The organism is Paenibacillus sp. 2003, assembly GCF_031455635.1.
Taxonomy (GTDB): Bacteria; Bacillota; Bacilli; order Paenibacillales; family Paenibacillaceae; genus Paenibacillus; species Paenibacillus amylolyticus_B.
In genome coordinates this window covers 81,023-101,762 of sequence record NZ_JAVDTB010000005.1, presented here as the reverse complement: position 1 = coordinate 101,762, position 20,740 = coordinate 81,023, and the positions used below count along the sequence as shown (strand labels likewise).

At 47.7% G+C, this 20,740-nt stretch carries 16 protein-coding genes; 14 read left to right on the top strand and 2 right to left on the bottom strand.

Annotated features, from left to right (window positions below; genetic code table 11):
- Nucleotide 1 precedes the first annotated feature (1 nt).
- The 5 genes from J2X75_RS20555 to J2X75_RS20535 all read left to right on the top strand — a co-directional run bounded on the left by J2X75_RS20555 (nt 2) and on the right by J2X75_RS20535 (nt 4,996).
- Nucleotides 2-1,396: a GldG family protein gene (locus tag J2X75_RS20555; RefSeq protein ID WP_282320351.1), complete on the top strand. Its 1,395-nt coding sequence runs from the start codon at nt 2-4 to the stop codon at nt 1,394-1,396.
- On the top strand, nt 1,393-2,409 hold the full coding sequence (locus J2X75_RS20550; protein WP_310339633.1) for a DUF4340 domain-containing protein: 1,017 nt from the start codon (nt 1,393-1,395) through the stop codon (nt 2,407-2,409). Before J2X75_RS20555 ends, J2X75_RS20550 begins: the two co-directional genes overlap by 4 nt.
- 270 nt (nt 2,410-2,679) lie before the next feature.
- Nucleotides 2,680-3,672 carry a YhcN/YlaJ family sporulation lipoprotein gene (locus J2X75_RS20545; RefSeq protein ID WP_310339631.1) on the top strand — a complete coding sequence of 331 codons (993 nt, stop codon included), beginning with the start codon at nt 2,680-2,682 and terminating at the stop codon, nt 3,670-3,672.
- Between the two features lie 248 nt (nt 3,673-3,920).
- Complete coding sequence (locus tag J2X75_RS20540) at nt 3,921-4,145, top strand: helix-turn-helix domain-containing protein (RefSeq protein WP_017692532.1); 225 nt, start codon at nt 3,921-3,923, stop codon at nt 4,143-4,145.
- Nucleotides 4,146-4,465: 320 nt separating this feature from the next.
- Entirely contained in the window at nt 4,466-4,996 is a 531-nt protein-coding gene (locus tag J2X75_RS20535; RefSeq protein WP_310339621.1) for a DUF4303 domain-containing protein, read from the top strand.
- A 123-nt stretch (nt 4,997-5,119) separates the two neighbouring features.
- On the opposite strand, the gene J2X75_RS20530 is transcribed toward J2X75_RS20535, so the two are convergent.
- Nucleotides 5,120-5,467 (bottom strand): hypothetical protein, encoded by a 348-nt coding sequence (locus tag J2X75_RS20530; RefSeq protein ID WP_310339619.1) that lies wholly within the window; start codon nt 5,465-5,467, stop codon nt 5,120-5,122.
- 226 nt (nt 5,468-5,693) lie between these two features.
- Here J2X75_RS20530 and J2X75_RS20525 point away from each other — a divergent pair, with 226 nt between their 5' ends.
- The 4 genes from J2X75_RS20525 (at nt 5,694) to J2X75_RS20510 (ending at nt 8,995) form a co-directional block, all read left to right on the top strand.
- Entirely contained in the window at nt 5,694-6,557 is an 864-nt protein-coding gene (locus J2X75_RS20525; protein WP_310339617.1) for a MurR/RpiR family transcriptional regulator, read from the top strand.
- Between the two features lie 3 nt (nt 6,558-6,560).
- Complete coding sequence (gene nagB / locus J2X75_RS20520) at nt 6,561-7,289, top strand: glucosamine-6-phosphate deaminase (protein ID WP_310339616.1); 729 nt, start codon at nt 6,561-6,563, stop codon at nt 7,287-7,289.
- Entirely contained in the window at nt 7,286-8,500 is a 1,215-nt protein-coding gene (gene nagA / locus J2X75_RS20515; protein ID WP_310339614.1) for an N-acetylglucosamine-6-phosphate deacetylase, read from the top strand. The genes nagB and nagA overlap by 4 nt, the downstream gene beginning before the upstream one ends.
- 123 nt (nt 8,501-8,623) lie before the next feature.
- Nucleotides 8,624-8,995 (top strand): hypothetical protein, encoded by a 372-nt coding sequence (locus tag J2X75_RS20510; RefSeq protein ID WP_074096289.1) that lies wholly within the window; start codon nt 8,624-8,626, stop codon nt 8,993-8,995.
- Nucleotides 8,996-9,483: 488 nt separating this feature from the next.
- Here the strand turns inward: J2X75_RS20510 and J2X75_RS20505 are convergent, their stop codons facing one another.
- Nucleotides 9,484-10,839 carry a dipeptidase gene (locus tag J2X75_RS20505; protein ID WP_310339612.1) on the bottom strand — a complete coding sequence of 452 codons (1,356 nt, stop codon included), beginning with the start codon at nt 10,837-10,839 and terminating at the stop codon, nt 9,484-9,486.
- 215 nt (nt 10,840-11,054) lie between these two features.
- Here J2X75_RS20505 and J2X75_RS20500 point away from each other — a divergent pair, with 215 nt between their 5' ends.
- From J2X75_RS20500 to J2X75_RS20480, 5 genes are all read left to right on the top strand, one after another.
- Nucleotides 11,055-13,460: an AraC family transcriptional regulator gene (locus J2X75_RS20500; RefSeq protein WP_310339610.1), complete on the top strand. Its 2,406-nt coding sequence runs from the start codon at nt 11,055-11,057 to the stop codon at nt 13,458-13,460.
- Nucleotides 13,461-13,793: 333 nt separating this feature from the next.
- Nucleotides 13,794-14,723: an ABC transporter permease gene (locus J2X75_RS20495; RefSeq protein WP_026081491.1), complete on the top strand. Its 930-nt coding sequence runs from the start codon at nt 13,794-13,796 to the stop codon at nt 14,721-14,723.
- 12 nt (nt 14,724-14,735) lie between these two features.
- Nucleotides 14,736-15,623, top strand: coding sequence for a carbohydrate ABC transporter permease (locus tag J2X75_RS20490; RefSeq protein ID WP_017692544.1), 888 nt, complete (start codon nt 14,736-14,738; stop codon nt 15,621-15,623).
- Between the two features lie 18 nt (nt 15,624-15,641).
- Nucleotides 15,642-17,147, top strand: a complete 1,506-nt coding sequence (locus tag J2X75_RS20485) for an extracellular solute-binding protein (protein ID WP_310339607.1) — start codon at nt 15,642-15,644, stop codon at nt 17,145-17,147.
- Between the two features lie 236 nt (nt 17,148-17,383).
- The gene (locus tag J2X75_RS20480) at nt 17,384-20,737 is read left to right on the top strand and encodes a glycosyl hydrolase (protein ID WP_310339605.1); all 3,354 of its coding nucleotides are present in this window, start codon (nt 17,384-17,386) and stop codon (nt 20,735-20,737) included.
- Nucleotides 20,738-20,740 lie beyond the last annotated feature (3 nt).

Sequence of the window (20,740 nt, the reverse complement as noted above, 5' to 3'; positions counted from 1 at the left end):
GATGAAAAAATGGTTAAGTCATACCAACAGTACCGTGTTATCCGTAGCCGTGATTGGCATCTTTATTTTGCTAACACTGTTCCTGAATTCACTTGGCGGCTTCCAGCTGGATCTGACCTCGAACAAACAATACACGTTATCTGACCAGTCTCTTACTGCGATCAAAAATGTGAAGGATGACGTCAACATTCTGGTGTTAACCGTCGAAAATGCCAACAACACCGTCCTGAACCGTGAGGTCACGGATATGGTCGAGGAATACACGAAACGCAATAGCAAGTTGAAGCTAAAACAGTATAATCTGACGCAGGAACCTGCGCTTGCATCCAAATACGGCATAACAGGCAGCTCCATTGTGCTGGAGCAGGGAGATCAACACAAAGTGATTGATATCGCCAGTTTGTTCACTGCGACAGGTGACGGAAGTGACGGATCATATCAGTTCACAGGTGAGGAAAAACTTACGCAGGCGCTCATGAACATGTCATCCACCGAGATGCATAAAATGGTCTTTCTGACTGGACATGAAGAGCTGAGTCTCGCTCAGATGACTACGCTGCAATCCTCCTTGGAACAAAATAATGTGCAGACGGAAGAGTTGCAGCTGAATCAAGCAGGGAAGGTTCCGGAAGATGCAGATGTACTCGCCATTATTGGCCCACAACGTGATCTCAGTGATACGGAAATGAAAGCCATTCGGACATATCTGAGTAATGGAGGCAAGCTGTTATTATCCCTCGGATTTGTGGAAGATATGAAATCCAGTTGGAAAAACATCGATGCCCTCATGGCTGACTATGGCGTCGTTGATGAGCATGCGGTCATGGTGGATAATCAGCAAGCCAGTACGATGGGGCCACTCTGGGTGGTGCCGGAGTATGGTACACATGCAATTACGGACAAACTTGCTGCAAGCCAATTGTATCCGATGTTGTCGTTGTCGATTGCGCTGACCAGCAAAGAACAGGATAAATATACCCTTTCACCGTTAATGCATTCTTCGAATGACAGTTATGGGGAGACGAATATCGGCGGCTTATTGCAGAATGAAACAACCAATGATGCCGAAGAGGACATTCAGGGACCCGTTGAATTAGGGTATGCAGCCGATACGACGGATGGCAAACCGAAGGCGGTTATTCTGGGTTCGTCCATTTTCATGCAGGATTCGGAAATTGCGAATGGTGGCAATCGGGACTTTATTTTGAATACGGTAAACTATTTGAGTGAGAAAGAAAATGGATTGACGATTCGCCCAAGGGTACAAGCTGGGTATGAGATGGCATACCTGAATGGCGAACAGGCCAGAACGATTTTCTTCGTGGCTATTGTAGCATTCCCACTCATCTTTGTTATCATAGGTGTACTCTTATGGTGGAGGCGCAGACGGGTATGAGAAAATGGGTCCCAACAATTCTGGTGGTCATCGTACTGATTGTGGGCTGGGTGTACGCGGCCAGTCAAAATTATTTTCGAGAAGAAGAAGCGGTGCAAGCCAAGTTGCTCGGTATTCAATCCGGGGATATTCAATCTATCACAATACATGACACAACGGAGGAGACATCTGGTACAGCAGCATCTTCAACCCTGACGCTTGAAAATGGTGTATGGCAGATGGTTGAGCCAAAAGCCTATCCTCTGAACGGTTACAGTGTTAGCAGTTGGTTAGATGCTCTGAGTGGTGCGAATCAGGAACTGGTGGTGGAAGAAGCGCCAACGGATCTGGATAAGTACGGATTAGGAACAGATGCTACACGTATGGATATCAAACTCAAAGATAATCGGGAGATCAAATTGGCTATTGGTGGCCAGCTTCCAGCAGATGACGCACGATATGTGCGCGTAGATGAGGGTCCCGTAGTTGCCGTACAGACAGAGGCGATTACTAACATAGCTTTGTCTCGTCGTGATTTGTTGGATACTACACCGTTCAACATGGATGAGACAAATGTTGGATCTCTGGAGTGGGAAGGTGAAGCAGCTACCTGGATGTTAACATCAACATCGGAGAACGGTGCTGCAGAGCAGACCTGGACACTGAATGGAAAAACGATTGATTCCACAGACGCCATATCCCTTATCGGTAAAATCAAAAACCTGTCAACAGCAGATGATGTACGCAAAGCGTCCGAGCTGAAAGGTACTGTTCCACGATTCACCTTGTCTATTGAACAGACGGTAAATGGGCAACCAGTTAGAGATGTGTATCGGGGACTTACGGTGCCATCCAAACCGGATCAGATCTGGGTCATTACACCGGATGGTCAATGGGCATATGGCATGGATGCAACCAGTTTAACGGAAGCAGAGAAATTCCCGGATACAATTAAAGCATCCACAACTTCTTCGAAAGAGTCGTCGAGTTCTGCACATGACGCAACGACTTCCTCATCAACAGACGGGAAATGAGCGGGCGGAAGATAAGTGATATTATTGCGTTGAGATGCAAATATTATTTCGAGGCAGTGCTGCGAACAAGCAGCACTGTTTTTATTTTATATAGCGAAGAATCTCACGGTCCACAGATCAAAACCAAAGATCAATAAGCAAAGCTGAAAGACCTAAACCAGAAGACCCAGACCTACAGGGTAAGGTACCATATCCTTTCAGCATATCGGTACGTACAGAAGCGCATCCTATCTTTGTGACCAAAACCAACAAACATTGGAGGATGAGTACATGCCAGCAGTCAAAAAGGCAACAGCTATTACGTTATCATTATCTACTGCAATCTTTGTAATGGCCGGTTTGACAGGTTGTGGCACGAATCGGGATACCAACAATATGCATACGCAAAGTGTTCGTCAGCAAGCCAACGGCATCAACCGTTATGGTGTGGAAACAAATGGAATGGATGGCATCCGTGCGAAAAGTTATCGCATGCACAATGTTACTGACCTGAAATCCAGTGAAGAGCTGGCAAAACGCATCACGGAGATGAAGGAAGTAAAATCCGCCCGTGTCATGTTAACGGATCGTAATGCTTATGTGGCGGTTCGTTTGGCAGATGGTCATGCAGGCAAGTTGGAAAGCAAGTCCAATGGTCGTACGAGCATGCTGAATGGAACAATGCGTAATCATGCCAGTGATACCATGCGTGGGGGCAACATGAATCACGATATGGGTGGTATGCGTGTGAATGGTGGTACGGGCACAATGTCTCCATACAGCACTAGCGGAATTGCTCCAGGACTGAACACAAATTCAGCAACGGATCGCAGCCATATGGGGAATGACCGCAGCATCTATGGAACCATGGGCACAGGCACAATTGGCATGATGCGTGGTCTGACAAACAGCGGCAAAGCACGTGGGACGGACGATGGGCATTATGGTATGAAAAGTGAAGGACAACGTGTAGATAGCACGGACGATAACACATCAGCTGAGATTAAGGGTAAGATTTCAGCCAAAATCAAGCAGTTTGCACCAAACATCGAGAATGTATATGTATCAGCCAATCTGGAATTTGTGGAGCATGTCGAGAACTATGCCACCGATATTCGTAATGGTAAGCCAGTCAGTGGCATGATCGATACGTTCCAATCGATGGTGGAGCGCATTTTCCCAACAAACGGAACAGGTATGAATCACCGCGATGGCATCCTTGACGATGGCCTGTTGAACCGTAATCACAATGATGGCGGCATGATGAACCGAATGAATCGGTAGTTTTTTAAGACATGAACAAGTGTGCCTTTGCGCAGATGGTAACATCCGCTGCAGAGGCATGTTTGTTTTGTTTTACATGATCCAATACATATACAATTGCATACGTTCTCTTTGGACAATGAATCACATGTTTACTGCCCATTTTTCTTATAAAACTGAACCAACGCCCTTGACCTGACATAAGATGAGTTGACTGTATCCCCTTAACCTTGTTACACCAACACAACCCGAGCAAGGAGGGGTGAACATTGAAGGGTATCGATCATAAAAGCAAATTTTTGTTGACCCACCGTGAACGCGAAGTATTCGAATTACTGGTTCAAGACAAAACAACGCGTGACATCGCAGGGCAGTTATTCATCAGCGAGAAAACGGTGCGTAACCATATTTCGAATGTGATGCAGAAACTCAATGTTAAGGGTCGTTCGCAGGCAGTTGTCGAGCTGATTAAGCTTGGAGAACTGAAGATTTAGTTGCGAATTACAGTTAGGATTAAGTAGCAGCATGAAAGCCTTTCTCTATTCTTTGTCATGAAGAATGGGGCAAGGCTTTTTTGCTGCTATAGACCATGAAATGAGGGAGTTAACAATAAATTGAGGGAAGATCCGAAACTTAGCATCGCTTGTTTTCATTATTTTAGTAGATCATAATGATTACATATATGAAGATAAGGCAGTAGAATTGAAACAATGGTTTGAACGATAACAGTGATCAGAAGGTTATTCTGTCAGCGAAGTGGCAAGTGTAACTATTCGGTATTTCAACTTATAATAATAATGAAAGGATGAGCTGAGTGGACCACTTTTTAAGTGCATTTGAAAATCAATTTCGAACGGGCTTTCTACCCGATCTGGAACAAACGCTGGCTAAGGTAGAGCACGAAAAAGTATATGCTTGTGCATTCGGAACAGACAGTGATTGGGCAACGCTGTTCATGGCGGTGAATACCGAGGAATCCCTGGCTGGGCATATTTCGAGTATGAAAGAGCAGGGGCTGTGTGATACTGAGGAGGACGAGATCTATTACAGATGGGGCTGCTCCGAATATCAATATGGCGAGGATACGCACTTTAACCACATCAGCCGATTGTTGTATGCAACAGAAGAAGTTCAGGAGTATAAGGATGAGATCATTCGAATCATTGCCAAAGTTGTGAATGAGACAGCAGATGACGTTTTTGCCCGGTATGGACAAGCAAAAGCAGACATTACGTTCTTCGTTTCTCTAACAGATGACGATCTGGCGGAGGAGATTGAAAATCAATCGGTTCATCAAATGACAGTCCCCAGCTTAGCCAGTGAGTTCTTAAAACGATATGAATGAATCAAATTGAATTGAATCGTTGTACCGCGAAAGTCTTTCCTATTCTTTTATCCAAAGAAGGGAAGAGGCTTTTTTGTTTTAGCGTGAAAAAATGAAACAACCGAATCCATAATAATTTATCACTTATAGATTCCTATTTGTTTGAATGAACATCCGCCATATTTTCTTCGAAAATGGCTGATAAAAGAGCTGCTCCAATTCCTCGAACTGTGCATCATTCAGATAAAGATGGAGCGCTCTTTTTGCTATTTTGGCGGCAGGCTGGGAAGAAGTTTTCCGGCCTCTGGCTTTTCGTTTGATCGGAATATGAAATTGCAGCAAGTCTTCAAGTCGATTCCAGCCTTCCCAACTCAGCCTACCTCCGTGTTTCCAGTCGATGGCATAGAGGGCATAATAGGCATGTCCTTCTGTTTGTTTGGTAGCAATAATCCAGATGGAAGGAATGAGCTTTTTCCTTTGTCTTCGATTCATTGAATTGCTCCTTCTTTTAATACGATCATATCTCGATTCTCAAAATAAAGGACATCCACTATGCGTATCAAGCAGGTGAGGGTCTTTACACGCTCAGCATACTTGCAAAAGTCATGTTAAATTCCTCTTGATTTGCAGGATCGTCTTGATTAGAATGAAGTTATAAAAATAATTTTCTTATTTTAATTAAAATAAATAAAAATAATTTTCATTAAGTGAGGTCCTTATGGCAGCCATATTACGTGCGTTGCAGCAAGAACTGAATAACCTTCCGTCTCAGGAGCGACGTATTGCCGAAGTCATTATGCAATCTCCATCGGACATTCCCGGCTGGACAATTAGTCATCTGGCAGAGCAGAGTGGTACAAGTGCGGCGACGGTAACCCGCTTTTGCAAGTCGTTTCATTTCAAAGGATTTCCCGATTTCAAAATGAAACTCGCCGCAGAACTGTCCCACGCATCTGATGAAACGGCGTATCAGGATATTGTAGCGGGCAATTCCCTATCCAAAATTGTTGAAGCTATTGAAGCCAATCACCTCGCGTCTATTGCAGATACTACCCGTTTGCTGGATTTGGGCAGATTGGAACAAGGCGTTCAATTATTGTGCCAGGCTCGCCGTATTGATCTGTACGGTGTGGCTACCTCGTCCATTGTTACACAGGATTTCTATCAGAAACTGGTGCGGATCGGCAAGAGTTGTACGGCTTTCTCCGACTCCCACATGCAGATTACATCCGCATCTTCGCTCACCGAGGGAGATGTGGCGATGGCCGTATCCTATTCAGGCGAAACACCAGAGACCATCGATGCCCTGCATTGTGCCAAACAGGCCGGAGCTTCTACGATTTCACTGACTTCCTATGGAAGTAATACACTCGCAACGGTATCCGATATTCCACTGTTCACCTCTTCTCTGGAAGAAGGTATGAGGCGTGGAGATATGGCTTCCCGTATTGCGCTGCTGCATGTGGTCGATATTTTGTTCACAGGCATGGTAAGTGCCGACTTCGACCGTTTTATCCCCAGACTGGAACAATCCTATCACAATGTGCAGTCTTATCGAGTCCAACACAACGGAGGTGCCTGACAGATGAATATCCGCATTTTTGAAAATGAAGAAGATCTAAACGCCACGGGTGCTGGCCTCATTGCCAGCTTGTTGCAAACCAAACCACGGGCTGTATTGGGACTTGCAACAGGAAGTTCTCCTGTAGGCATATATAAACAGCTTATCACGTTGTACCAGAAGGGGCTGGTTAGCTTCTCACAGGCTTCTTCTTTTAATCTCGATGAGTATGTTGGACTTCCAACAGAACATCGCGAAAGTTACCGCAGTTTCATGAACGAACAATTATTCCATCATATTGATATGGATCTTGCGAGAACGCATGTGCCTGATGGTCAGGCTACCGATCTGGAACAGGAATGTAATTCCTATGAACAACGGCTGGACGATTGTGGACCGGTAGACCTTCAACTGCTGGGCATTGGACATAATGGCCATATTGGCTTCAATGAACCGGGAACGGAGCTGACTGGGCGGACACATGTCGTGGATCTGAAAGACGAGACGCGAAAGGCAAACGCACGCTTCTTTGACAGCATCGATGAAGTTCCGGCTCAGGCGATTACAATGGGTGTCGGTACCATTTTGAAAGCCAAACAAATTCTGCTCATTGCCCGTGGCGAGGAAAAAGCCGAGATTATTCGCGAAGCTTTTATGGGCCCAATCACAACGGCCTGTCCTGCATCGTTATTGCAATGTCATCCAAATGTGGTGGTATTGCTGGACCGTGCAGCAGGGAGGCTGGTGAGATGACCGGAGCGAATAGCCATGAGCCTGGGAGCCTGCGTGATGAAAATATTTCTCTTCTTCGGGGCAAGCTACTCCTTTCCAATGAAATATTGGAAGATGGTGTATTAGCCTGGAGGGATGGAAAAATCCTTTATGCTGGGGTACCGGAAGGTCTCCCTGAACGGATTCGGCGAGAGGCTTTGCCGCTGTCTGCACCGGAACGCGGCCTCATTGTGCCTGGATTCATAGATATCCATGTGCATGGTGGGAATGGAGAAGACTTTATGGATGCAAGCCCGGAGGTGTTGGACAAGATCACTTTTTTCCATAGTACGCAGGGAACAACAGCGATGCTTGCGACTTCCATGACGGCTCCGAAAGAGCGACTGGATAACGTACTTGCTGAGGTCAACCGGTACCGTTCCGGTGAAATGCCTTATGCTCAGCTTGAAGGTGTACACCTGGAAGGTCCGTTTTTTAGTCCGAAATGGCCTGGCGCGCAAAATCCTGAACACATCATTCTGCCTGATGTAACTTGGCTCGAAGCATGGGAGAAGCAGTATCCTGGCCTGATCCGTCAAGTTACGTTGGCACCGGAACGTGAAGGCGCACTGGAAGTCATTTCATGGCTGCGAGAACAGCGGATTACAGCGGCACTCGGCCACACGGATGCGACCTATGAAGAGGTCGAACGTGCAGTTGAAGCAGGACTTCATCATGCGGTACATACGTTCAATGCGATGACACCGCTGCATCACCGGCTACCCGGGGCTGCCGGAGCCGTGCTGAGTGATCCACGCATCAGCGCCGAAGTGATTGCTGACGGCATTCATGTACACCCAGCGGCGATATCAATTCTCGCTCAATTGAAGCAACATAACGATCAACTCGTGTTGATCACGGATGCCATGTCTGCTGCGGGATTGGATGACGGGGAATACAAGATCGGCGACCTGCCTGTAATCGTGAAGCACGGTGAAGCCAGACTGAAGGACGGCGGCGCACTGGCGGGAAGCACACTGACGATGATTCGCGGTTTCCGTTACCTGGTACAGGAAGTGGGCCTGAGTCTGAACGCTGCATCACGTGCAGCAAGTCTGACACCGGCACGCCTGCTGGGCATTGATCACCGGACAGGTTCCCTGGCTCAAGGAAAACAGGCAGATATCGTTTTGCTGAATGCGGAGCTGGATATTGAGGGTGTGTGGGTGAAGGGCGGACGGATCGGTTTGTGATGCATCGGTCTTCGGAGTTAAAACTTGGCTTCTATCTGTGGAGAGGCAACACCTTGCACAATATGTTAAAATAGATCTCAAAAAGACGGGATCTGCGGATCACGCATAACGGAGGCGTGAAACATGGAACGTAACGCTATGCTCGAACATGATCCGTTCATCACAGTGTTGGCGGAGAAGTTGCACATACACGGATATTATGCCTTTTATGGCGAGCATTACAATGAGACCGATATGGAGCTGTACCGCAGGCATCTGTTCACATCATTCAGCAACATCGTATGGGTAGAGCTGGATGCACGCAAAAAGTATATGATTGTCGATCATCGTGGACGCAACACGGTCATGAAACTGATCGAGGGTATGCTGAACACACGTAGAACTCTGCGAGCGAACCAGGCAATGGCAGGAACGGACACCTCTGGAGTCCAGCAGGAAATTGCACACTTATCCAAGCTTGTGCACATGCTGAAGTTCACAACATTCCGCACATAAAGGGAATGAGGGGAGTAGAATCTGGAGGATGTCCCGAAAGTGGGTTGCTCCTTCTAGTTACAGGGCTAATGAACGTACATTGAAACGAAATAGATCTACCAATTATAAAAGGGGTGTACCGTCATGAAGTTGGACGGCACACCCCTTTTGTATACTTATATACCTACCTACTACCCTACATTTGTAAAGTAGGCTCAATCCTAAAATCAGTCTGCGACAAACTGCAAGGTAGTGAAGGGGACGAAATCGATTCAAACAAAAACGATGACCTGTAGGCCACCGTTTTTGTAATATCTATCTGCCCCTACTCTATGAAGTTGAGTAAATAATTTACACGTTAACGGAGTGGGGAGAAAAAAGCTGAAGAAGCGGAGCGTTTGCCTTTATCGCCCGAATTTCTCCCTTTAGAAAAGGGAATCAAAGAAATCGGGGGATAACAGCGACCGGAAGCTTATTCTCCCCGCGTAGTGACCTCCGTGTAAGAGTGTTTACAAACTCTTCAAGAACTGAACAATGGTCAACAACCCTTTATCAAAGTTCTCCAGGTTGAAGTGCTCGTTCGGTGCATGCAGATTCTCATCCGGCAAGCCAAAGCCCATCATGACAGCAGGGATTTCGAGTACACGTGAGAGTTTCTCAACAATCGGAATGGAGCCGCCATCTTTGGTAAAGAGGGCACGAACGCCATACACGTGCTCATACGCATCTGCCGCTTTTTGCAGAATTGGATTGGAAGGATCAGTGTTGAAAGCAAAAGCTTTCTCGATCTGTTTCACATGCAGCGTTGCACCCGGTTGAACGTGAGCGCGCAGATGTGCTTCGATACGATCCAATACATGTTGTGGATCTTGATCCGCCACGAGGCGGCAGGTGATTTTGGCATGAGCTTCCTTCGGAATAACCGTTTTGCTGCCTTCGCCTTGGAAACCGCCCCATACGCCGTTTAGTTCCAATGTTGGACGAGCGCCAACACGTTCCACGAACGAGTAACCTTCTTCGCCGTACAATTGCTCCAGCCCGAGGTCTTGACGAAGTTGTTCTTCATTGAAGCCCTGTTTCACAAATTCTTCTCTCATCTCAGGAGACAATGGCAGTACGCCGTCGTAGAAACCATCTACACTCACGCGGCCTTGCTCATCATGCAACGAAGCGAGCAAGGATACGAGTGCGTGCAGTGCGTTGGGTACACCGCCACCAAATGAACCGGAGTGCAAGTCGGTATTGGCTGTATTCAGATCTACGTGAAGCGAGCATAGGCCACGCAGGCCTGTAGAGATCGCCGGTTTACCTTTTTCAAGCAAGGACGTATCCGAGATCAGTACCATATCTGCACGCAGCTTGTCTGTATGTTCATTCAGATAGATGGGCAAGTTCGGGCTGGAGATTTCCTCTTCGCCTTCAATGCAGAACTTGATATTAACTGGAAGTTCTTTGTTTTCGGCGAGAATGGCTTCAACTGCCTTGATATGTAGGAATATCTGTCCTTTGTCATCCGTCGCACCACGGGCATACAGCTTGCCATCGCGAATGGTAGGTTCGAAAGGAGGCGTGTCCCACAGGTTAAGGGGGTCTACGGGTTGTACATCATAGTGTCCATAGATCAGAGCCGTCGGTTTGCCGGGTGCATGCAGGTGATCTGCATAGACAATCGGATGTCCAGCCGTTTGAATGACCTCTACGTTTTCCATGCCTGCACGTGTGAGCGCATCTGCTGCCCATTGTGCTGCACGGTTAATATCCTCTTTATGCTCTGAAATGGCAGAGATACTTGGAATGGACAACCATTCATTCAGTTCTGCCAGGTGTTTTTCTCTATTTTGTTCAAAATAAGTCTGTTCTTTCATTAAAAAGGCCTCCTTCATGTTTGCTATATCTCATTGTAATCCATTTTGTCATGTTAATAAAACATTGGTTGAAAAAATGATCGGTTACAGATCATTTCATTCACCTGAGGATTGTGCGTATAATACAAGAAAAGGATTTCATCCATATATTCTCAGGGGAGTTGAGGAAGTTTCCATGACAGTCAGACCCGATGCAAGCAGGCAGGTGAGCAGCGATGGAACCGACTAGGAGCGATCGAATATTTGGCAGATTCAAGCGGTTACCCGATTTGAAGGCAGGAAGGCATAAAGGACGATTTTATCGAAACAGCCTGATGCTTATTTTACTCATTGCCAGCATTCCCGGACTAATCACAGGTATCGTCATGTATCAACAGGTTGTTGGCCGGATGGAAACCGAGTTCAATCAGATGCATCAGAACCAGATCGAGAACCGGGCACGCAATGTGGATGACCAGCTGGCTTATCTGGAGATGAACTTATCCCATTGGGCTTTTGAACCGAGGTTTGGCAATGCACTGCGAACGCTGGATTTTGTGTATTATTTTAATGAAACGCAGGAGATTGTGACTACCTTATACGTATTACAAGGTTCCCATCCGCTGATCAAGTCAGCACAGCTGTATTTGCAGGAACCGAAGCCAATCTTGTTTAATCGGGATTATACCGAATTGAACGATGAAGCCAAAGTACAAGCATATGATCGATACCTTTCCATGGGGAACCACGTGTACTGGACAGACTGGGTTTCCAGCATCAACAGAGATACCGAACCTTCGACCAACGATAGTCCACTGCATACGGATGCAGGCACTGCACTTGTTCTAGTACATAAGATACCGGGGGAGAGCATTAATCCGTTTGGTGCACTGATCATCACGCTGGATAACGAGAAAGTCGCCAGTTTATTGAAAACGCTTACTCCTTATGACGAAGGTTTGACGTTCCTCATGGATCAGGAAGGAAACACTCTGGTTACCGGGAATCCGGGAACGGCGGGAGAGACATCTGCTTTTGAGCAGCAGCTAAAAGAAGAAGTAGCCCTGCATGCGGGCAGCCGCTCATTCCTGTTCCGATATGAGGATCAGACCTATTCTGTCTCATACGGTTCATTGAGTCGGATCGATTCAGACTGGACTTACGTCTCCGCAGCACCTTTGACCTCTGTCACTTCGCCAGTCAAGCTGGTATCCAAAATCATCGTTATTGCGAGTGCAGGCAGTCTCATCCTGGGATTGTTGTTATCCTGGTTTGCTTCCCGCCGCATCTATTCGCCTGTAGCACGGATGCTGCATCTGCTTACGCCTGGCAGAAACGAAACAACACCAATGGATGCCAAGCTGGACGAGTTTGAGCTGCTGGAGCAACAGTGGAACGAACTGACCTCCCGGAGTGTCACGGCACATCGCCAATTGCAGGAGCAGCTGCCCCATCTGCGCGACAGCTTTGTCTTACAACTTGTACAGGGGCATCTATATGCCTATAACGAGCAGGATCTTCAGCAGCGGATGCGTAATCTTGGTTTTGAGCTGGAGGCTCAGCAGTATTTGCTGGTGCAGATGTATTTTACGGGGTACGAGCAGCTGCAAGGCAGATTTGGAAGCCAGGACACGGGACTGGTTACTTTTGCAGCAGTGAATATTACACAGGAAGTGGCAAAAAATTATTTCAGGCAGATCAGTGTCATGAACTTTCATGACCTGTCTTCCGCCATGCTTGTGATCGCTCCTCAGGACGAACCTGTGAAGTCACAAGCGATGTTATGGGGACAAGAGCTAGTGGAGGTCATTGGACGAACACTCAAAATGAAGGTGACCTTGATGATCAGTCACCCAGCAGCTTCACTTCAGGAACTGCCTGGACGATTCGTGGAGATGGAACAGGCCGTGGCTTATCGCAGTGTGGAGGAAGGAAGTCAGATTCTCGATCTGGAGGATGAGGAGTGTTTCCACAGAAACGAAGCAGCTTCCTATCCCCTGGGGCTGGAACGTGAGTTGCTACAGGCAGTCAGACTGGGCAAACAAGCCGAAGCGGAACGTGTGCTGGAGCAATTCATGAGTGAGATTACGCGGACGGGCAGTACCGAATTCCAAGTGCAGCAGATGATGCTGCAATTACTCGGTAGTATTCAGCACATGATGCTGCAAACCGGGGTCACACCTTATAAGCTGTTTGGTGGTAGCAACATGTATGAGCGATTATCCGGTATTCGTGAACCTGTACAGATGAAGCAATGGATGATGAATGAGGTATTCATACCTTATATACAAGAGGTTGAAGCACGATCGCAGGAACCGCTGAAACTGGTGGTGGAACGAACGATGTTGTATATCGATACACATTACCGCAGCGACATTTCGCTGGAAAACTGTGCTGACGAGGAGCAGATGACACCCTATGCACTGAGCAAGGCATTCAAACAGGTATCGGGCATCAATTTTATTGATTATTTGACACGTGTGAGAATGGATGCGGCGAAGCAATTGTTACGTGAGACAACGATGAAAATCAATGATGTTGCGACGGCTGTGGGATATCAGCATAGTTATTTTAATCGGATCTTCAAGAAACAGGAGGGAGTTACTCCGAGTCAGTATCGCGATCAATGGTTTGGACAATAACCGTTTATGTCTTTGTCATTTCAGACCGGCATTCAGCTTTAGCGGATGTCGGTTTTTTCTTTTTTTTACCGTGATACAAAGAAGGATAAACCCGCAAAAATGTGCAATTCTACCTGCTACGTTATGTGCAATTTCTTGTGAAAATGGCGTTATAGCGGGCTTTCCAGCCAGTGTGCCGGAGGTATGCAAAAAATGAAGGTTGCCGGAAAAAGATCGGCTGTATAGTCTGAGTATCAGGTTAATTGATAACGCTTACATCTTTGAGGGAGGGGAGACATGATGAACGGGAAGACGGACTGGAATACCAACGGCGCTGCAACTGCTCAAGCGGATATGGCCACAAGGCCATTAAAACAGGAGTCCAATTGGAAAAGGCAGATTAAACGAAACAAATGGTTATATGTACTTGTGCTTCCCGGCTTTTTGTACTTTGTCATCTTTAAATACTTGCCCATGTGGGGGATCATCATTGCCTTTCAGGATTACCAGCCTTTCCTTGGCATTCGGGAGAGTAACTGGGTGGGGCTAGAGAACTTTACGAACTTTTTCTCCAACCCGGACTTCTTCCGACTATTACGCAATACGCTGGTTCTTGCTCTGTATGATCTTATTTTCTTTTTCCCGGCACCGATCATTATAGCTTTATTATTAAATGAAATTCGGGTCGCTTTCTTCAAAAGAACGATTCAAACGCTGGTCTATGTACCCCATTTTGTATCCATGGTGATTATCGCCAGTATCACGTACGTGTTTCTGACCCCGCAGGGCGGGGTGTTATACGACCTGATCGCCTGGATTACAGGCAAGCCTATTGATGTACTCTCCAGTCCGGGTTCGTTCCGTCCGCTGATTATTGTTCAGATGATGTGGAAGGAGATGGGTTGGGGCACAATCATTTTCTTGGCAGCCCTCGCAGGTGTCGATACGGAACAATATGAAGCCTCCATTGTGGATGGCGCCGGACGATTACGGCGGATGTGGCATATCACGCTTCCAGCCATTCGTACGACCATAGTCATTTTGCTTATTCTCAGACTGGGGAACTTCCTCGATACCGGATTTGAGCAGATCTATCTGATGACCAACTCCCTCAACCGGGATGTAGCGGACGTATTTGATACGTATGTGTACACGGTAGGGATTACGCAAGGTGCATTCAGTTACAGTACTGCTGTTGGGCTATTCAAGTCTGTGGTGGGCATCATTCTGGTGCTTGGCAGTAATAAACTTGCGAAAAAATTTGGTCATCCCGGAATTTATTAAGGAGGAGCGCCCATGAACAGCCGTCTATATAACAGCCCTGCCGGCAAGGTGTTTGATATCTTCAATTACGTTATGCTGGGGATTCTGGGCATATTAACCGTCCTTCCTTTCCTGTATATTATAGGGAATTCTTTCGCAACGGAAGCCGAGATCACCGAACGCAGTTTTTTCCTCATTCCGAAGGTGTTTTCCTTCAGCGCGTATGAGTATATCTTTTCATCGTCCACGATCTTTCGCAGCATTGGTGTTTCCATTTTCATCACGGTGGCAGGTACACTGGTCAATCTGTTTTTCACACTAACGATGGCTTATCCACTATCCAGAAGTGACTTTTGGGGTCGCAACGTCATGATGAACATGGTAATTTTCTCGATGTTATTTGGCGGTGGCATGATTCCAACGTATCTCGTCATTCGTGGACTGGGACTGCTTGATTCCTACTGGGCCCTTATGCTTCCTGGCGCGATCAGCGCTTTTAACTTAATAGTTGTCAAAAACTTTTTTCAGCAAATGCCGCCCGGGCTGGAGGAAGCGGCCCGCATCGACGGCTGTTCGGATCTCGGGGTGCTGTGGCGAATCGTTCTGCCTTTATCGAAGCCGGTCATTGCCACGTTTGCCTTGTTCTACGCCGTAGGCCACTGGAACAACTTTTTCTCGGCACTGCTGTACATTTCCGACAGTGACAAATGGCCACTGCAAGTCATGCTGAGACAGATCGTGTTACTCTCGCAAGCCAGTGTCGGAGATATGGCAAACATGGACCCCAATTTTGTTCAGCCACCAGAGCAGTCGATCAAAATGGCGGTGATCGTTGTAGGTACCATTCCGATTTTGCTGGTGTATCCGTTTTTGCAGAAGCATTTTGCCAAAGGTGTCATGTTAGGTTCAATCAAAGGCTAAAGCCAAGGGGGAGAACGTATGGGACAAAAAACGGGATTCAAAAAAGGGGCACTGCTACTCTCTGTGTCACTGGTACTTAGTACAATTCTGGGCGCATGCTCCACGGACAAAGCAGATTCAGGAACCGCTGCGGGTGGCACCGATCAGCTCACGATTATGCTACCGAACTTTGAAGCGGAGAATCCGCCGGACAACAGCCCTGTGATTCAGAAGCTGGAGGAATTGACCAAGGTGGATGTGAACCTGCAGTGGGTGCCAAGCAGCTCGTATGAAGACAAATTCAACATTACACTGGCCTCGGGAAAGCTGCCTCAGATTATGGTGGTGTTAGGGAAGTCTCCAAGTTTCATTAATGCGGCACGAACCGGAGCATTCTGGGAACTTGGTCCTTATCTGAAGGACTATCCGAACCTGAGCCAGATGAATGAAATCATCACCAATAATGCATCTATCGATGGCAAAACTTATGGGATTTATCGGGCTCGCCCTCTGGGACGTAATGGGGTGACTATCCGTAAGGACTGGCTGGAGAATCTGGGGCTGGAAGAGCCAAAGACGATTGATGAATTTTACAATGTATTGAGAGCGTTCACGAAGGATGATCCGGACGGTAACGGAAAGGATGATACGTACGGTCTGGTAGCCAGCAAATTCACTGGCCCGTGGGATAACATGCAGGTATGGTTCGGTGCCCCCAACAAATGGGGAGAGGATGGCAGCGGGGGGCTAATCCCTGCGCATGAGACACCAGAATACATGGAAGCACTGAAATTTTTCCGCCAGATCTACAGCGAGGGTCTGGTGAACAAGGACTTTGCGGTAATGGATGCGACGAAACTGCCTGATCCATTTGTGAATGGGCAAGCGGGTGTCATGGTCGATGTGGCAGACAATGCCCAGCGCATGGACCAGAAAATACTTGATAAAGATCCGAATGCGACAGGACGTGTGGATGTGCTGCAAGCCATGGAAGGTCCGAAGGGGCTGCGGGATATGCCAACGTCCGGATATTCCGGAATGATTGCCATCTCCAAAGGCAGTGTCAAAACGGAAGAGGAATTGAAGAAGGTGCTAAGTTTTCTGGATCAACTCAATGAACCTGAATTGCAGGCACTGCTCGGGAACGGACTGGAAGGCAAGCAGTATGAGAAAAAAGGGGACTACATTATCCCATCCACTGATAAGCTTGCACTCCGCGATCTGCAGGGCTTAAATCAGATTTTGATGTTTGTTCCCGAGGATAAAACGCTTCGTGTAGAACAGACACCTGTCCGTGAAAAAGTTGCACAGGTGCAGAAGGCCAACGAAGAGATTGTCATCGCCAATCCTGGTGAACCGCTGATCTCTGATGTTTATGCTCAGAAAGGACCGCAGTTGGACAATATCATTAACGATGCACGGATCAAATATATCGTAGGTCAGATTGATGAGAAAGGATTCGAAGATGCTGTTTCTCTGTGGAAGAACAATGGTGGAGACGATTATGTCAAAGAAGTTAATGAACTGTACGCTGCACTGAAGTAGTCGTATAAGCCAGAGCCCGGCAGCCGTGCTTTTAGTGTAGCGGAAACAGTCGGGCTTTTTCTTATCGCTGTAATAGCTTGATTCGCGAACCAAATTCCATCCAACTTTCTGGAAAATACGACTTCCTGATTATGGTTTTTATTGTATAATCAAAGCGAAACAAACCTATTCGAACTGAAATGAACGTTATTGGTAAAGTTGGACACCACTCTTGAACAGGCAGGGAGGAAGGCAACATGTGGGACGGGGATGCATTTAGTAATCCAGAGGCGCAGTACCGGGTTCATCCCTTTTGGTTCTGGAACGGGGATATGGAAGAAGAACAGATTAAGCGGCAGGTGGCTGAGATGGCCGTGCAAGGAGTAGGTGGATTCTTTATCTGTCCACGTCAAGGACTGCAAATTCCCTATCTCTCCGAAGCATGGTTTGATAAGGTGCGGGTTGCAGTGCAGGCAGCTGCCGACCATGGCATGCAGGTATGGTTATATGACGAGTATCCTTATCCGAGTGGAATGGCTGGCGGGGAAGTGACCCTTGATTTTCCTGAAGCGAAGCAGCGCCAGCTCGTGCATCATCAGTTGGTGGTTCAGGGCGGAGAAGCTGTGGATCTGGAGTTGCCATGGGGACGAGTCTTGGTTGCCAAGGCGATTCCCAAGGATGCACAGGGCAAACGGTTGTGGCATGAATCCATTGACTTGCGAAATAAAATCGGCAATATCCAGACGGACCAGGTGTATCAGGAGACAGGGCTCACATCGTATAACCGTAAGCGGTTCTTCACCTACCGAACAGCATTCCGCTTGTTGTGGGATGTTCCCCCGGGTGATTGGGAGTTGATTATATTTCAGGAAAAAGAGATCGATGATTTCAAATATTACGGCAACTTTGTTGATCCTTGTCACAAGGAAGCGATGAGCCGTTTTATTGAACTGACACATGAGCGTTATAAGTCAGCGGTTGGAAATCAATTTGAAAGCGTAATCAAAGGCATGTTCTCGGATGAGATTGCACCGCTGGGTCGTATCCCCTGGTCACCACAGCTTCCCCGTTATTTCAGCGAGCGTTGTGGTTATAGTCTGATCGATTCGCTACCGGCGCTGTTATATGGTGATGTTCCGGACGCGCATCGGATTCGGTATGACTATTACCAGTCACTGCACCTGCTTCTCAGGGAGTCCTATCACAAACAGGTGCATGACTGGTGTGAGGAAGCAGGAATCCAGTATGCGGCTGAAGTGCCTGGCGTACGGATGACCACCCAGTTGTTCAGCCATATGCCAGGTGGTGATTCGGCCCATGAGAAAATTGGACGATCCTTATCGTGGATTCTGGAACGATACGGCCAAAAGATGCGTGACAATCCCAAGATGGTCAGTTCGCTTGCCCGGCAATTGGGCCGAAGCCGCAATCTGATTGAATGTTTTCACAGTGTGGGCTGGTCGATGACGCTACAGGATGCCAAGTGGATGATCGATCGAATGGCCGCCATGGGCACCAATTTTTATAACTTTCACGCCTTTTTCTATACGATTGGTGGGCTGGCAAAGCATGATGCACCGCCATCTCAATTTTTACAGAATCCCTACTGGAAGCATTTCCGGCAGTTGGGGGATTATACCGGACGTTTGAGCTATCTCATGAGCACCGGAGCAGCAGATATTCGTATTGCCGTGCTTGACCCAACGACGACATTCTGGAGTCTGATGGGTAATCCGCTGCATGGATTTGAGTATAGCGGCGAAGACGAAGCAGAACGGGTGCAACTGAATCGTCTAACGAAGGACTGGATGAGGATCACGACACATCTGCTTGAGAACAGACGTGACTATGATCACCTTGATCCCGAATTGTTGGCTGAAGCTGACTTAACGGATGGCATCATTCAGATCGGCGTTGCCCGTTATGACGTACTGATTCTGCCACCGATGCTGAATCTGGAGGCCGCGGCCTGGGAACAGGTGAAGCGATTCGTTCATCAGGGAGGGACCGCCATTTCTGTTGGGATGCCTCCACATATTGCGATTCAGCCGGGAAGTCCGGAGGGAGATGAAGCTACCCAGTTCTTTGGTGCGGGCGAGCAGCCGCAAGAGGTGTACTGGGGCCGTGGAGGGGACACGGGTCACGATAACCGTGAAACCATGTGGCATCAAGGTGAGGGGAATGCTTATTTTCTACCCGCAGGAACGGGGCAGGGAGATGACTTTTCGCTGGAGCTGATCTCTCTCCTGCTCGATCAGGTATTGCCGGAACCCATTTGCTGGATTATGGAGGAGGAGAGCGCCTCCCTGTTGATGCACACCCGTCAATTGTCCGATGGGGAGCATATGGTTTTCTTGACCAATCAGGAGGGTCAGGACCTGAAGGGACAGTTGAAGCTGGTCACCAGACAGCTGTGGGAAGGAACGGAGCTGGCAGAGGGTGCTTGTCTCGTGACAGAACGACTCGATCTGGAGACAGGACAGCTTCAGACATTACCGTATACGAGCAGTGGAGGGGAATGTTGTATTTCACTTACGCTGGCGCCTTATGAAGCACATGCTGTTCGTCTTACTTTACAACCTGCGAAGGAAGAGGCATTAACAACGAAGGTGGATGTAACAGACAAAACGGGTTCGGCGTTCGTAACGGCTGTATCGGCAGGAGCTAATCAGGCCCGTAAGATCATGGTCCCTTCGGAAGGGCCATGGCGACTGGAAACGGTGCAGCCTAACATTTTGCGAATGGGACAATTCCATCTTCAGGCTTCCCATGCTAATGGTGTGATTCTGGAAAGCCAGCATGTAGCTGTAAAACCGTTTATTGATCAGGCGGCAGAATTATCGAAGCAGCAGCATCTGCCAGTCCAGTTTAATCAGGTGTTTGGCACACCGAAAAAGGCATCCGTTGCTTACCCGATCGAGTGCCGTTATACGACCACATTTGAGCTGAGAACGGCATTGTCTGCATGCCTTTTATTCATGGACAGAGCGGCGATATCAGGCACTTGGTCGATGGAGATTAATGGGCAACCGCTTGAAAAGAAACAATTCGATCCAATTGAAATAACCGACCACAATAATATCGCTTGTGATATTACAGAGCTGCTGCACAGCGGTCTTAACGAAATGACGGTGATTGTGCAGGTAACGAAAGATGAGGATGGCCTCGTGGATCCCCTGTATCTACAGGGAAGATTCGGCGTGGAGTTCCATCATGAAGGCATGGCTTCGCTTGTACGGGAGTCGGACACGGCCCTTCGTATCGGACCTGAACCGCAGCCGCTGTATCCCTATTTTGCCGGGGAAATGAGTTATAAACGCACGTTCTGGCTGGATGAGCCAGGGGAAGATATTACCTCGTTTGAACTGGAATTTAGCGATTGGCGTGTGCAGGATGTGGTGGAAGTGCGGGTGAACGGACATAGTCTGGGTGTGAGATGCTGGTCTCCGTATCGCTGGCAGGGAGAGGCCTCCTGGTTGCGTTCGGGAGACAACGACATTGAAGTGCGGATTACCAACACATTGATCGGCCTGCTGGAAGGTACGTATTTTGATTCGGAACATCATCGATTACAGGATGCAGGTCATGTACCTGTTGAAGAATTGGTATAAAGG

Excerpts from the sequence above, each read along its gene's own strand:
- J2X75_RS20555 (WP_282320351.1), top strand. The coding sequence starts at position 2 with ATGAAAAAATGGTTAAGTCATACCAACAGTACCGTGTTATCCGTAGCC.
- J2X75_RS20550 (WP_310339633.1), top strand. The coding sequence starts at position 1,393 with ATGAGAAAATGGGTCCCAACAATTCTGGTGGTCATCGTACTGATTGTG.
- J2X75_RS20545 (WP_310339631.1), top strand. The coding sequence starts at position 2,680 with ATGCCAGCAGTCAAAAAGGCAACAGCTATTACGTTATCATTATCTACT.
- J2X75_RS20530 (WP_310339619.1), bottom strand. The coding sequence starts at position 5,467 with ATGAATCGAAGACAAAGGAAAAAGCTCATTCCTTCCATCTGGATTATT.
- J2X75_RS20525 (WP_310339617.1), top strand. The coding sequence starts at position 5,694 with ATGGCAGCCATATTACGTGCGTTGCAGCAAGAACTGAATAACCTTCCG.
- nagB (WP_310339616.1), top strand. The coding sequence starts at position 6,561 with ATGAATATCCGCATTTTTGAAAATGAAGAAGATCTAAACGCCACGGGT.
- nagA (WP_310339614.1), top strand. The coding sequence starts at position 7,286 with ATGACCGGAGCGAATAGCCATGAGCCTGGGAGCCTGCGTGATGAAAAT.
- J2X75_RS20510 (WP_074096289.1), top strand. The coding sequence starts at position 8,624 with ATGGAACGTAACGCTATGCTCGAACATGATCCGTTCATCACAGTGTTG.
- J2X75_RS20505 (WP_310339612.1), bottom strand. The coding sequence starts at position 10,839 with ATGAAAGAACAGACTTATTTTGAACAAAATAGAGAAAAACACCTGGCA.
- J2X75_RS20500 (WP_310339610.1), top strand. The coding sequence starts at position 11,055 with ATGGAACCGACTAGGAGCGATCGAATATTTGGCAGATTCAAGCGGTTA.
- J2X75_RS20495 (WP_026081491.1), top strand. The coding sequence starts at position 13,794 with ATGGCCACAAGGCCATTAAAACAGGAGTCCAATTGGAAAAGGCAGATT.
- J2X75_RS20490 (WP_017692544.1), top strand. The coding sequence starts at position 14,736 with ATGAACAGCCGTCTATATAACAGCCCTGCCGGCAAGGTGTTTGATATC.
- J2X75_RS20485 (WP_310339607.1), top strand. The coding sequence starts at position 15,642 with ATGGGACAAAAAACGGGATTCAAAAAAGGGGCACTGCTACTCTCTGTG.
- J2X75_RS20480 (WP_310339605.1), top strand. The coding sequence starts at position 17,384 with ATGTGGGACGGGGATGCATTTAGTAATCCAGAGGCGCAGTACCGGGTT.